Source organism: Streptomyces sp. NPDC057438, from assembly GCF_042802995.1.
Lineage (GTDB): Bacteria > Actinomycetota > Actinomycetes > Streptomycetales > Streptomycetaceae > Streptomyces.
Genome location: NZ_JBHVDD010000036.1, coordinates 18,221 through 31,387, shown reverse-complemented (window position 1 = coordinate 31,387; position 13,167 = coordinate 18,221). Strand labels below are relative to the sequence as shown.

General features: G+C 72.7%; 9 protein-coding genes. 2 read left to right on the top strand and 7 right to left on the bottom strand.

The window, feature by feature from the left end:
* Nucleotides 1-311: 311 nt before the first annotated feature.
* The 6 genes from ACFU5F_RS20905 to ACFU5F_RS20880 form a co-directional block, all read right to left on the bottom strand.
* Nucleotides 312-1,955: an acyl-CoA dehydrogenase family protein gene (locus ACFU5F_RS20905; protein WP_383889268.1), complete on the bottom strand. Its 1,644-nt coding sequence runs from the start codon at nt 1,953-1,955 to the stop codon at nt 312-314.
* A gap of 111 nt (nt 1,956-2,066) precedes the next feature.
* Complete coding sequence (gene sbnA / locus ACFU5F_RS20900; protein ID WP_383889265.1) at nt 2,067-3,077, bottom strand: 2,3-diaminopropionate biosynthesis protein SbnA; 1,011 nt, start codon at nt 3,075-3,077, stop codon at nt 2,067-2,069.
* Between the two features lie 47 nt (nt 3,078-3,124).
* Nucleotides 3,125-4,165 (bottom strand): 2,3-diaminopropionate biosynthesis protein SbnB, encoded by a 1,041-nt coding sequence (gene sbnB / locus ACFU5F_RS20895; protein ID WP_383889262.1) that lies wholly within the window; start codon nt 4,163-4,165, stop codon nt 3,125-3,127.
* A complete protein-coding gene (locus tag ACFU5F_RS20890; protein WP_383889259.1) occupies nt 4,162-5,220 on the bottom strand; it encodes a TauD/TfdA family dioxygenase in 1,059 nt (352 codons plus the stop codon). Before ACFU5F_RS20890 ends, sbnB begins: the two co-directional genes overlap by 4 nt.
* Nucleotides 5,217-7,682 carry an amino acid adenylation domain-containing protein gene (locus ACFU5F_RS20885; protein ID WP_383889256.1) on the bottom strand — a complete coding sequence of 822 codons (2,466 nt, stop codon included), beginning with the start codon at nt 7,680-7,682 and terminating at the stop codon, nt 5,217-5,219. Before ACFU5F_RS20885 ends, ACFU5F_RS20890 begins: the two co-directional genes overlap by 4 nt.
* Before the next feature lie 14 nt (nt 7,683-7,696).
* Nucleotides 7,697-10,183, bottom strand: coding sequence for a Pls/PosA family non-ribosomal peptide synthetase (locus ACFU5F_RS20880; protein WP_383889253.1), 2,487 nt, complete (start codon nt 10,181-10,183; stop codon nt 7,697-7,699).
* A 589-nt stretch (nt 10,184-10,772) separates the two neighbouring features.
* On the opposite strand from ACFU5F_RS20880, the gene ACFU5F_RS20875 reads away from it, so the two are divergent.
* Together ACFU5F_RS20875 and ACFU5F_RS20870 are read left to right on the top strand one after the other, a co-directional pair.
* The gene (locus tag ACFU5F_RS20875) at nt 10,773-11,897 is read left to right on the top strand and encodes a YihY/virulence factor BrkB family protein (RefSeq protein ID WP_383889250.1); all 1,125 of its coding nucleotides are present in this window, start codon (nt 10,773-10,775) and stop codon (nt 11,895-11,897) included.
* Nucleotides 11,898-11,960: 63 nt separating this feature from the next.
* A complete protein-coding gene (locus ACFU5F_RS20870; RefSeq protein ID WP_383889247.1) occupies nt 11,961-12,647 on the top strand; it encodes a helix-turn-helix domain-containing protein in 687 nt (228 codons plus the stop codon).
* A 19-nt stretch (nt 12,648-12,666) separates the two neighbouring features.
* Here ACFU5F_RS20870 and ACFU5F_RS20865 read toward each other — a convergent pair whose 3' ends face one another.
* A complete protein-coding gene (locus ACFU5F_RS20865) occupies nt 12,667-13,071 on the bottom strand; it encodes a VOC family protein (RefSeq protein WP_383889244.1) in 405 nt (134 codons plus the stop codon).
* Nucleotides 13,072-13,167 lie beyond the last annotated feature (96 nt).

The following is a 13,167-nucleotide window of genomic DNA, read 5'->3' as shown; positions in this document are numbered from 1 at the left end:
CCCGGATCTGCGCGACGGCGTTGACTGCGGGCTTCATAGTCTGCCGTTCCTCGGCCACGGAGGGACGCACTCCGGCCACAGAGCGCGGACGAGTTGCAACCCCCTGCAACCCTGGCGGACCGCCGGACCCTCCTTGACACTTGTTCAACGTCGCCCGGTGCGGCGTACGCGCTCCGATCGAGGGGGCTCTGGTGGCGGGGGTGGTGCCGTGTCGGCGCAGCACCACCCCCGCGTCGGACCACCCGGAAGAGTCGGACCACCCGAAAGAGGGGCGCCCGCCGCGGGCGGGACGACCCTCGCGGGGCAGCGGCTCAGCCGACCGGACGCGCCCGTTCCACGATCGACGCGAGATCCAGCGTGTGCGGCAGGGTGCCGAAGGCCGAGCCCCGGTCGCCGCCCAGCCGGGAGGCGCAGAACGCGTCGGCGACCGCCGGGGGCGCGTACCGCACCAGGAGCGCGCCTTGCAGGACGAGGGCGAGCCGCTCCACGAGCCGGCGCGCGCGGGCCTCGACGCCTTCCAGGTCGGCGAGTTCGGTCAGCAGGCCCTTGATCGCTGCGTCGAGCCGGTGGTCGGCGCCCCGGGCCCGGCCCACCTCCCGCAAGTAGGCGTCCAGGGCCCCCGGTTCGCGCTGGAGCGCGCGCAGCACATCGAGGGCCTGCACGTTCCCGGCGCCCTCCCAGACCGAGTTGAGCGGGGACTCGCGCAGCAGCCGGGGCATGCCGGACTCCTCGACGTAACCGTTGCCGCCCAGGCACTCCGACGCCTCGGCGACCAGCGGGGTGCAGCGCTTGGTCACCCAGTACTTGGCCACCGGCACCGCGAGCCGCAGGAACGAACGTTCGTTGTCGTCGCCCGCCTCCGCCGCGTCGTAGGCCGCTGCCACCCGCATCCCCAGTACCGTCGCCGCCTCCGACTCCAGCGCCAGATCCGCGAGCACGTTGCGCATCAGCGGCTTGTCGATCAGCGGCCCGCCGAACGCCTGCCGGTACGCGCAGTGGTGCACCGCCTGCGCCACCGCCTGCCGCATCAGCGAGGCCGCCCCCAGCGCGCAGTCCAGCCGGGTGGCCGCCACCATCCCGATGATCGTCCGTACCCCCCGCCCCTCGTCCCCGACCCGGCGCGCCCACGTCCCGTCGAACTCGACCTCGGCGGAGGCGTTCGACCGGTTGCCCAGCTTCTCCTTCAGCCGCTGGATACGGAACACGTTCCGCGACCCGTCGGCCAGCACCCGGGGCACCAGGAAACACGTCAGCCCTCCCGGAGCCTGCGCCAGCACCAGGAACCCGTCCGACATCGGCGCCGAGCAGAACCACTTGTGCCCGGTCAGCTCGTACGTCCCGTCCTCGGCCAGCGGTCGCGCCGCCGTGGCGTTGGCGCGTACGTCGCTGCCGCCCTGCTTCTCGGTCATGCCCATCCCGAAGAGGGCACCGGCCTTCTGCCCGGCGGGCCGCATGTCCCAGTCGTAGAGCAGGGACGTCAGCCGCGGCTCCCACTCCGCGGCCAGCGCCGGGTCCGTGCGCAGGGCGGGCACCGCCGCGTGCGTCATCGACAACGGGCAGCCGTTGCCGGCCTCGACCTGCGTCCAGACGACGAACGCGGCCGCCCGCCGCACATGCCCGCCGGGCCGCGTCCAGGCCGCCGTCAGCCCCGCCGAGACCCCCTTGCCCAGCAGGCGGTGCCACGAGGGATGGAACTCCACCTCGTCCACCCGGTTCCCGTACCGGTCGTACGTCCGAAGCTTCGGCGGGTTCTCGTTCGCCAGCCGCCCCCACTCCTGCACCTGGACGGAGCCCGCCGTCCGGCCGAACCCCGACAGTTCCTCGCGCGCCTCGTCCAGCAGCTCCGGCGCCAGATGCCGTTCGACCGCCTCGTCGAGCACCTGGTCGGCGGCGAAGACGTCGTAGTCCACCAGGGGCGGAGCCTGATTGGTCACTTCGTGGGTGCTGGATGCCATATCCGGAACCTACCCGTCGGCGGCACGTCGTCACGGCGATGCACCGGTGTCCGGCCGACGGGTGTCCGGTGCCGGGCCGGACGTGCCCGGCACCGGATCACGGAGGCCGCATCAGACGGGCGCCGCCAGCTCGTCCGTCCCCACGTCGTCCGTCCCGTACTCCTCCTCGGGACCCGGCACGGCCTCCCCGTACTGCTCCTGCGGCCAGCCCGGCCGGTAGATCGTGTCGAGATAGCGCTCCCCGAGGTCCGGGGAGATCGCCACGGCTGTGGTGTCGGGCGAGCCGTTGCGGGCCAGCCAGGCGCCCGCGCCGCTGACGACCGTGCCGGTGGACCCCCCGAACAGGAAGCCGCGCCGGGCCATGCGGTGACAGGCCCGTACGGTGTCGATCTCCTCCACCCGGACGACGTCGTCCACGTACGACGCGTCGAGCAGCGCCGGGGCCACGCTCGTGCCGAGCCCCGGGATCATCCGGCGGCCCGGCGCCCCGCCGAACGCCACCGAACCGACGCTGTCCACGGCGACGATCCGCACCCGGCGCCGCCGCTCCCAGAACCACTGGGCGCAGCCCATCAGCGTCCCGGAGGTGCCGACCCCCACGAACAGCACGTCCAGGCACGGGAACTGCCGGGCGACGGCGGGCGCGGTGGTGCGGTAGTGCGCCTGCCGGTTCGCCTCGTTCGTGTACTGGTCGAGCCAGACGAACCGGGGATCGGTGGCGCACAGCGCGCGGACGTACGAGATCCGTGCCCCCAGGAAACCGCCGTGCGGGTCCGGCTCGGAGATGACGTGGACCCGGCTGCCCAGCGCCTCGATCATGCGCCGGGTCTGCGGATTGCACCGGGAATCGGTCACGCACAGGAACCGGTAGCCCCGGCTCGCCGCGATCATGGCCAGCGCCACGCCGAGATTCCCTGACGACGACTCCACGAGCGTCGAGCCCGGCGCGAGACGCCCCTCCCGTTCCGCGGCCCGCACCATCTCGGACGCGGCCTTGAGCTTGATCGAGCCGGCGAAGTTGAACCCCTCGCACTTCAGGAAGAGCCGATGTCCGACGACCTGGTACAGATCGACGTACAGCTCCTCCTCGTTGAAGTCCGTGGGAACGGATATGACTGGCACCGCTGCCCCCCTGGTCGTGCACTGTCGTACGCGCTGCGCCCGGCCCCTCAGCCGTGGCGGCGCAACTCGTGGAAGAAGTCGTCCACGACCAGCAGTCCGCCGCAGCGGGCCACTTCCCCGTGGACATGGGCGCCGACCGCGAGGTCGAGGACCCCGAGGCCGAAGGGCGAGAAGACCACCGGACGGTCCGCCGGCACGGCCGCCCGGCCGGTGAGGACGTCATGGAGCGTTCCGTCGAGGAAGTCCCGGCTTCCGGTGAGCTGTTCGGTCAGGTGCGGTGACGTGTCCGCCTTGAGGCAGTGCTCGACGTCGTCGACGAAGTTCGCCGACGCGAGCAGCACCTCGGGCGCGAGATCGCGCAGCGACACGTGCAGCACCAGCGGGTTGTGGGCGAACCACTTCGGATCACCGATGTGCGGCTCGCCCGCGATCGTCGCGAACACCACCAGGTCGCTCGCCCGGATCACGTCCTCGGCGCTGTCGTACACGGTCACCCGCCCCGTGGCACCGGACCGCTCCAGGTACCCCCGGAATCCGGCCGCGCTCTCCGCGGACAGGTCGTGCACCCCCACCTCCTCGAACGCGAAGTCCGTCGCCGCGAGGAACGTGTGGACGTACCGGGCGATCAGGCCGGTGCCGAGGAAGCCGACCCGGGCCGGGCGCGGCGTCCCCCGGCGCGCGCTCAGCCGGTCGGCGGCCAGTGCCGCCGACGCCGCCGTCCTCGTCGCGCTGATGACCGAGGCCTCCAGGCACGCGAACGGATAGCCGGTGGCATGGTCGTTGAGGATCAGCACGGCGGACGCGCGCGGCAGCCCGGACGCCGTGTTCTCCGGAAAACTGGAGATCCACTTCAGCCCGTCCACCGGGAACCTCCCGCCGAGCGCGGCGGGCAGGGCGATGATCCGCGAGGAAGGACGGTCGGGGAACCGGAGGAAGTACGACGGCGGGTTGACCGTGTCGCCCGTCCTCCCGTCCCCGTGCAGGAGATAGGCGGACTCGACCAGGTCGACGATCTCCCGCTCCCGGCCCCGCAGGGCCCGCTGCACCTGAGCGCCGGAGATCACGGCGAAACCCGGAACCTCGGTCATACGCGACTCACCTCGTCCTTCGTCGGGAAACCGGCCGTCCGTACCGGATCGGCCAGGCCCACCAGCACCTCGCGGGAACCCTCGAAGGGCTCACGGCCGTGGGCGCAGCGGATGTTGTCGACGAGGAGCAGGTCGCCCGGCCGCCACTCCCGGCGGACGGTGTGCGCCTCGTAGACCGCGTTCAGCGTCCCGACGACGTCGGCGCCGATCGGGCTGCCGTCGCCGTAGCGGGTGTCGAAGGGCAGCCCGTCGGCCCCGTACACGTCCACCAGGTACGCGCGCACCTCGGCGTCCAGGGTCCACCCGCTGAGGAACGCGATCTGGTTGAACCAGCAGCGGCGCCCGGTCACCGGATGCCGGAGCACGGCGGGGCGCCGCTGCCGGGTGCGCAGCGACCCGTCGGGCCGCCAGTCGACGTCGATCGAGCGCGCCCGGCAGTAGGCCTCGACGGCGGCGCGGTCGTCGGTGCCGAACGCCTCGGCGACCGATGCCCCGATCTCGTCGTTGTACGAGCGGGTGAGCAGCCAGCCGTCCCGCACGAACCGCTCGGTCAGCTCCGCGGGCAGCGCGTCCAGTACGGCCGCCGCGTCGGCGACCCCGGTCGCCCCGCCCCGCTCGGCGGCCTCCAGGCAGGCGAAGAACAGGAGGCCGGGGAACTCCAGGGCGTAGCTCGACTCGTGGTGCATGCACATCGGCTGGTTCGACGGCCAGGCCGTCGACGAGTACACGCCCTGCGCGTACGTCAGCCGGGGCGCGAACGCCTCCCGCTCGACGGTCAGCGTGTCGGTCAGGCCCCGGAAGACCTCACCCACCTCGGTGGCGTTCCGGAGCCCCAGTCCGCGCACCAGCAGGGAGCCGTGCTCGGCGACGGCGGCCCGCAGCGCGTCCCGCCGTCCGGCCGCCCACCGGGAGGCGGGTTCGCCGGGGGTGACCGTGAGGAGCGGGGGACTGTCGGTCGACAGCACGATGTCCGGCAGGGGCTGGGCGGTCGCGGACGCCGTGGCCGTGTCCCCCCGGCGGCGCCCGGCCGCGCGGCGGCGGCCCAGGAAGCTCATGACGGCCTCCCGGTGCCGGCGGCTGCCCGCGTGTCGATCAGCCCGGCCAGGCCGGACAGCACCGGATGCGCGGTCACGTCCCCGGGGGACACGGCCCGCCGCAGGGCGATCGCGAGCCGCACCGCCGCCAGCGAGGTGCCGCCCCGGTCGAAGAAGTGGTCGTGCCGGCCGATCCGGGCCCGCGGCACACCGAGCACCTCGGCCCACGCGTCGGCCAGTCGCGCCTCGGTCGCCGTCGCCGGCGGCTCGCCCGCGTCCCCGTCCCCGTCCTCCGTGCCGAGTTCCCCGGCCAGTGCGGTCAGCGTCCGCCGGTCGGTCTTGCCGTTGGCGGTCAGCGGCAGGCTCTCCCGCCAGTGGAACACCGACGGCACCATGTACGCGGGCAGCGAGGCCGCCAGCCGGTCCCGCAGTTCCCCGGCGGCGAGGGGCCGGCCGGAGTGGAAGGCGACCAGGTGTCCGCCCCCGGCGACCACCACCGCGCCGTCCCGCACCCCCGCCACCCCGAGCAGCGCGTTCTCCACCTCGCCGATCTCGATACGGAAACCGCGCACCTTGACCTGGGTGTCCCGGCGCCCCAGGAACTCCAGCTTCCCGTCGGGCCGCCAGCGCCCGTGGTCCCCGCTGCGGTAGAGCCGCTCGCCCGGCCGGTACGGGTCGGTGGTGAAGGCGTGCGCGGTGCGACCGGGATCGTTGACGTACCCGCGCCCGACACAGACCCCGGAGAAGACGATCTCCCCCGGCGCGCCCAGCGGCACGAGGGAGAGCCGCTCGTCGACGACGTACACGCGGACGTTCCGCACGGGCCGGCCCAGGGGCACCCGGCTCCCCTCCGGAGCCCGGTGCAGCACCTCGTGATTGGTGTCGTCCGAGGTCTCGGTCAGTCCGTACGCGTTGACCAGGGGTGTCCCCGGCGCGTGGGCGAACCAGCGCTCCACCAGCTCCTTCTTCAGCGCCTCCCCGGTCACCGACACCCGCCGCAGCTCGGGCAGTTCGCGCGGGTGCCGCTCCAGGTGGGCGAGGACCGCTTCGAGGTACGAGGGCACGACCTGGAGCACGTTCACCCGGCCGTCCGCGACGCGGTCGACGAACCGCCCGACGTCCAGGATCGCCTCCTGTTCCACCAGGAGGGTCCGGCCGCCGGCCAGGGGACCGGCCAGCAGCTGCCACAGGGAGATGTCGAAGCACTGGGGCGCGGTCTGCGCGACCGTGTCCCCCTCGCCGATGCCGAGGTCGTCGAGCTTGGCGTGCAGATGGTTGAGCATCCCGGCGTGCTCGCACATCGCACCCTTGGGCTCGCCCGTGGAACCGGAGGTGAAGTAGAGGTACGCGAGCCGGTCCGGTGCGATCTCCAGGCCGAGGTCGCAGTCCTGGTGGGCCTCGGCGTACGCGTCCTCCACCAGCAGCCGCCGCACCCCGGGCCGTGTGGCCAGCGCCCGGTCCAGCGTGGCCGTGTTCCCCCGTTCGGTGAGCACCAGCTCGCATCCGGCGCGGGCGAGCATGGTGGCGACGCGCTCGGCGGGGAAGTGCGGTTCGACGGGCAGATAGGCGCCGCCCGCCTTGAACACCGCGAGGACGGCCGCCATCCAGTCGAGGTTCCGCTCGGTCACCACCGCGACGACGTCCTCTGGGCCGAGGCCCCGGACGAGCAGGGCCCGACCGAGCTGGTTGGCACGGGAGTTGAGCTCGCGGTACGTCCACCGCCGGTCGCCGTGGACGGCCGCTACGGCGTCCGGGTGGGCCACGACCCGCTGTTCGAACAGTTCGTGCACCCGGCGGTCGGGCAGGTCGCGGTGCGGTCCTGCCAGCCCGTCGAGCTGGAACCGGAGTTCGCCGTCCGACACCAGGCTCCGCCGCCCGTGCCCGGCGTCCGGTTCGGCGGCCATCCGGGTGAGGGCGGTGAGGTGGTATCCGGCGATCCGGGCCGCGGCGTCCTCGTCGAGCACGTCGGTGCGGTAGCGCAGCCGCAGCGCCGGGCCGCCGTCGAGGTGGACGGGCCCCACCCGCAGGACCGCGTCCCCGCCGAGGCCGTCGTCGCCCCCGCCGGTGTCGAGCACGGTCTCGAACGGCGGCTCGGCGAGGCCCAGTTCGTGCCGCAGGGCGTCCACCGGGTACCCGGCGTGCGTCCTCAGCTCGGCCGTGACCCGGTGGGCCCGCTCCAGCAGCGCGCGCCAGGTGTCGCCGGGCTCGACGGTGATCCGGCACGGCAGCAGGCGGCCGTCCTCCAGCCGGCCGGTGGTGACCTCGCTCTCGCCCGACAGCGCGGAGAGCACCTTCGCGTGGGCGGCCAGCAGCGCGGCCGTCCCGTCCGTGGCGGTCAACAGCCCGTAGGGCAGGGCGACTTCGAGGACGCCCGTCCCCTTCTCCGGGTCGGTGCTCCACCGCGGTACCACGGTCCGCCCCGCGGCGGTGAGCACCTCGTGCCAGTACGCGCGGGCAGCCTCGCCCGATGTGGACCGATCCATCGTTCTCCCCCGATTCACCGTGATCCGGTGTTCTCCGTCGCCGGGTTCCCGCCCCAGCGCGCGTGCGGCGGCACCTGCTCGCCCTTCATCAGGAAGGAGTCGGGCGCGAGCACCGCTCCCTCGCCCAGCACGACGCCGTAGTGGACGAACGCCCCGACCTCCAGCGTGGCGCCGGCGCCGATCGTGACGTGGTCGGACTTGTAGGTGCCGTCCTCCTGCGAATGCGCCTGGATCTTGCTGCCGGCGGCGAGCGTGCAGTCGTCGCCGACGGTCGTCAGCGTCCGTTCGGTGATGTACACCCCGTCGTCGAAGACCCGGCGCCCGATCCGCACCCCCAGCAGCCGCCAGACGAGAGGCTTGAACGGGGTGCCGTTGAGCATCTCCAGGTGGGCGTCCGGCAGCTTCCACAGCCGCTCCTGCCGCCAGAAGACGGGGTCGTAGATGGAGCACAGCCGGGGCCGCAGTGGCCGGAAGCGGGTCAACGACCGTTCCACCAGCGCGTAGAACAGGACGGTGAACACCAGCGCCGCCAGGGGCAGGGCGGCGAGCGCGAGCAGTCCGCCCGGTCCGCCCCCGTGCCCGTACAGGTCGTAGGCCGCGAAGCCGAGGACGGTGAGCGCGCAGGTGTGCAGCCAGCGCAGGAACAGGAACAGTCCGATCGAACGCAGGTTGAAGCGGTTCTTCGCGGCGAGCCGGCGGCCGAGTTCAGAGCCCTCGCGCAGATGGTCGAAGCGGCTGTCGCGCTCCACCGAGCGGGGGATCTCGAAGGGCGGCGAGCCGAGCAGCCCGACCCCTTCGCGGATCTCGCCGTCGAGCGGTACCAGCACCTTCGTGGCCAGCAGACAGTTCTCGCCGGTCCGTCCGCCCGCCGGGTAGGCGATGGCGTTGCCCAGGAAGTTGTGCCCGCCGATCGTCGTCCGGGTCACCCTGAAGGAGGTGGCGGAGTAGTCCGCGTTCATCACGGACAGGCCGTCCGCGACCATGGTGCCGCCGCCCACCTCCACCAGGTACGGCGTCTCGTGCTGCACCGCGGTCCCGAAGTTGGAGCCGGTCTGCTCGACCCGCGAGAGGTCGTAGCCGACGGCCCTGAGACAGGGGACGATGTACGAGCTGTCACCGCACAGCCAGGTGAAGAACCTGCGGTTGGTCAGCAGGGCGATCGCGCGGTGCGCCGAGTAGGGGAGGCCGTAGAGCGGATAGGTGCGGTCCGGCCTCACCAGCGGGCGCAGCAGCCGCGGTACGACGAACACGGCGACCGCTCCGACCACGACGGAGCCGGCGAACAGCGCGAGCGACAGGGCCGCCGCCTCGGCGTAGAAGCGGGCCGAGGTGATGTGCAGCGTCGACGGGTCGAGCAGGGTCTCCAGTTCGGGTGCGGCGGTGAGCAGCAGATGGGCGCCGCCGACGGTCAGCGGCACGTACAGCAGCAGCGCCCGGAGCAGGGCGGCGAGGCCGTATCCGGCCCGGCGGAGCGTGCCGCAGGGGAGCGGGGCGACGCGGACGTGGTCCACGTCCGTGCGCCGGGCCGGTGAGCCGTGCCAGCTCTGTCCGGCCGGGACCGACTCGCCGTCCCGCAGCGCGGAGGAGTGGCCGAGCTGGGAGCCGTCGCCCAGGGCGGTGCCGATGTCGAGGACGGTGTGCTCGCCGACGAAGACGTCCCGGCCGAGGGTGACGGGGCCGGTGCGGATGTGCCCGGCGCGCGCCCGGTAGCAGAGGAAGACGGAGTCCTTGCGGATCACCGTGCCCGCGCCGATCGTCAGCAGGTCGGTGCAGACCGGGAGGGTGCGGCTGAGGATGGTGACACCCGGCCCGATGCGGGCCCCGAGGGCGCGCAGGTACAGCACGTACAGCGGGTTGCCGACGAAGAGGAGCATCGGGCTGGTGCGCAGCAGCGCCCTGACGGTCCAGAACCGCAGGTACGCAGGCCCCCACACGGGGAACTCCGCGGGCTTCCACCGCCCGACCAGCAGCCATTTGGCGGCGACCGGCAGGGTGCACAGGGCGAACAGGGCGAGCGCGCCGAAGGTCGCCGAGCGCAGGTAGACGGCGACGAGCCCCGAGGCGTCCGCCACCCATGCGTACCCCTGTACGTATCCGGCGGTGGCGAGCAGGCAGTAGCCCGCGAAGAGGAGCAACTGCAGTGCTCCGCAGAGGGTCTGGCGCAGGGTGCTGCCCGGGGGCACGGGCCCGGCGGGCGGCGGCGGGGCGGCCGCCCTCGCCGGGGCGTTCGTCAGCGCGGCGGCGAGGCCGCGGACGGTGGGGTGACCGTAGACGTCCCGGATGGACACCGACGGCAGTTCGGGGTGCTTCCTGACACGGGCGCAGAAATGCGCCATCGTCAGCGAGTTGGCACCGAGGTCGTCGAAGAAGTGGCTTTCCACGGGCACGTGTTCGACGCGTGCGACATCGGCCAGGAGTTCGGCCATACGTCGTTCGATGATGGTGTTCGATTTCGCCGCGTCCGGCTCGGCCCCCTGGACCTCGCCCGGTTCTTCCGCCACGGGTCGTGGCGCTGGCAATGTCATTGAATTTCTCCGCGACAGGTAGAGCGATGAAGGGCGCCCGGGGGTGAACGGGACGGCGCGCGGAATGACAGAAGGAGGGGGAGTTATGGAGAAAGAAAGCGGTGACGTGTGTGACGGACTGAATCGGGCCTGCTCGCGGCCTGGATGGATGGTCCGGCGTGCACGGCGCCGGCGCCTGCTCCGGATGGGCTCGGCGGAATGCAATCCGGATTCTTTCGGTACATTCGGGAACGGGTCAAGCGTGGCCGGGTGATTGACGCTTTCCCGTCCTTTCCCCGATCGATGCGGAGATGTCGCACCCGGACTCGACCCGCGCTTCAGCGGGCAACTTTCCGTGAAGACAAACGAATGCGCCGGATCGTTCACCTTCCTGTCTCATCGCGATTCGGCCACCACGTGCATGACAGAAAAAGCGATCCGGAATCACCTTTGATTTCTTCTGTGTTTCCCTTCGACTGCTGCCCCGTCACGCGACCGGAGGGGACCCTGCGTCGCACGCGGACCCTGGCGCGGCCCACGGCACCGGGAGGTGAGGGTGGCACGCGCAGGCGGATACCTTTAGGGCGTGCAGCCAGCAAGTCAGTCACCCCCACCGTCCGAGAGTCCCCATGGGCGTCTCCACCGCGCGCGTGCCCTCTACCGGGACGTGTCCAAGCGCAGGACCGCCTGGCTGCTCCTGAAGGACACCGTCAACTCCTGCATCGAGTACCGCATCCTGGGTTTGGCGGCCGAGGCGGCGTTCTTCACGCTGCTCTCCGTGCCGCCGCTGCTGCTCAGCATGATCGGCCTGCTCGGCTACGTCGACGACTGGACCGGCGCCGACACCATCGCCAGCCTGGAGCTCAACCTGCTGGAGGCGTCGCGCACCGTCCTGTCCGAGAAGGGCGTCGCGCAGATCGCGCAGCCGATCCTGGACGACGTGATGAAGGGCGGCCGCCCCGACGTCATCTCCATAGGCTTCCTGTTCGCCCTGTGGTCCGGCTCCCGCGCGGTGAACGTCTTCATCGACACCATCACCGTCATGTACGGCCTCGACGGCGTCCGCGGCATCGTCAAGACCCGCCTCATGGCGTTCCTGCTCTTCCTCGTGGCGCTGCTGATCGGCTCGATCGCGCTCCCGCTCATGGTGGCCGGCCCCGATGCCGTCGTCCGGATCGTCCCGTGGTCGGCGACCGTCGTCCAGGTCCTCTACTGGCCCGTCGTGATCGTCCTGTCCATCGTCTTCCTGACGACGCTGTACCACGTGTCGGTGCCGGTCCGCTCTCCCTGGGTCGAGGACGTCCCCGGCGCCCTCGTCGCCCTCGGCATGTGGGTGCTGGGCAGCTTCCTGCTCCGCATCTACCTCACCAACACGGTCGAGGGGGCGACGATCTACGGCTCCCTGGCCGCCGCCGTCGCCGTCCTGCTCTGGATCGGTGTGGGCGCCTTCGCCGTCCTCGTCGGCGCCGCCGTCAACGCCGCGATCGACCGGGTCTGGCCCGCCGCCGCCACGGCCGCCGCCCGCGCCGCCAACGAACGCCTCCGCGAGGAACAGGCCGCCGAGTACGTCGCCCGCGCCGCCGCCGCCCGCACCCACGACCCCGAGGACCCCGACATGCCCTCCGAGTTCCCGGAGCGCTGGTCCCGCTTCCTCCCGCCGGAGGACGTGACGTCGAGACTGCGGCCCCCTGTGAAGAAGGGGGAGGACTGACGGGGCCTCGCCCCCGGAGGACGGGCAGGCGCGGGCCGGCTCCCCGCGACGTAGCCTTCTCCCGTGTATGCGGAAAGAGCCTCTCGGCTGGACGGGGCCGTGGTGTGGACCGACGGCCCCGGTGAGCCGGGTGCGGGGCGGGTCCTGCCCGACGGGTGCATGGACCTGCTCTGGCACGACGGGCGGCTGATGGTCGCCGGGCCCGACACCCGGGCCCACGTCACCGGCGGATCGCCCGGCGGCTGGGCGGGGCTCCGGTTCTTCCCCGGTCAGGCGCCCGCCTTCCTGGGGGTCCCCGCGCACGAACTGCGCGACCGGCGGGTGGCGCTGGCCGACCTGTGGTCACCGGCGGCCGTACGGCGGCTCACCGCGCGGGTGAACGCGGCCGGTGATCCCGCGAGCGGACTCGAAGCGGTGGTCCTGGAGCGGGCGGCCGAGGTGGGGCGGCCCGACCCGGTGCTGCGACAGGTCGTCGCCGCCCTCGACGCGGGGCGGCCCGTCGCGGCGACCGCCGACGAACTCGGTCTCGGCGCCCGGCAGTTGCACCGCCGGTCGCTCGCCGCGTTCGGATACGGACCCAAGACGCTGGCCCGCGTATTGCGGCTGCGCCGGGCGCTCGCGCTCGCCCGGGACGGCGTGCCCTTCGCCACGACGGCGGCCCGCAGCGGGTACGCCGATCAGGCACATCTCGCCCGTGACGTAAAGGAGTTGGCGGGGCTACCGCTCGGTGAGCTGCTCGCCGGACGGTAGCGGGACCCTGCGAGCCGGGCTACTCGGGAGAGGGCGCCGGCAGCGGTGCGAAGAGGTCGACGCCGTTGCCGTCGGGGTCGAGGACGACGGCGTACCGCTGGCCCCACGCCGCGTCCCACGGCCCGATCTCGCCGCGGTACCCGGCATCCACCAGCTCCGCGTACACCGCGTCGACCTCGGCCGGGCTGTCGCACAGCAGGGCCAGCCCGGCGCCGCCGCCCTTCCCTGGGCGGAACCCCGGATGGAAGGACCGGACGGTCTCCTCGGTGTCGAGCAGGAGCCGGAGCCCGCCGGGCAGGCCGGCCTCGGCGTGCGGCAGGTGCTCGGCACCCTCCGGGAAGGCGAAGCCGAGACGGCGGTAGAAGGCGACGGAGGCGGCCATGTCCGAGGCCACCATGCCGATCGCGTCGAGTCGTGGAGTCATGCGGCCACCGTAGGCGGACCGCCGTGCACCGGTCTTGAAGGAATCGGACACGGGCCCCGCACCCGCCGCGGGGCCCGCCCGGGCTCCGGCGTCCGA

Excerpts from the sequence above, each read along its gene's own strand:
- sbnB (WP_383889262.1), bottom strand. The coding sequence starts at position 4,165 with ATGACCGAGGTTCCGGGTTTCGCCGTGATCTCCGGCGCTCAGGTGCAG.
- ACFU5F_RS20905 (WP_383889268.1), bottom strand. The coding sequence starts at position 1,955 with ATGGCATCCAGCACCCACGAAGTGACCAATCAGGCTCCGCCCCTGGTG.
- ACFU5F_RS20885 (WP_383889256.1), bottom strand. The coding sequence starts at position 7,682 with ATGGATCGGTCCACATCGGGCGAGGCTGCCCGCGCGTACTGGCACGAG.
- ACFU5F_RS20890 (WP_383889259.1), bottom strand. The coding sequence starts at position 5,220 with ATGAGCTTCCTGGGCCGCCGCCGCGCGGCCGGGCGCCGCCGGGGGGAC.
- ACFU5F_RS20865 (WP_383889244.1), bottom strand. The coding sequence starts at position 13,071 with ATGACTCCACGACTCGACGCGATCGGCATGGTGGCCTCGGACATGGCC.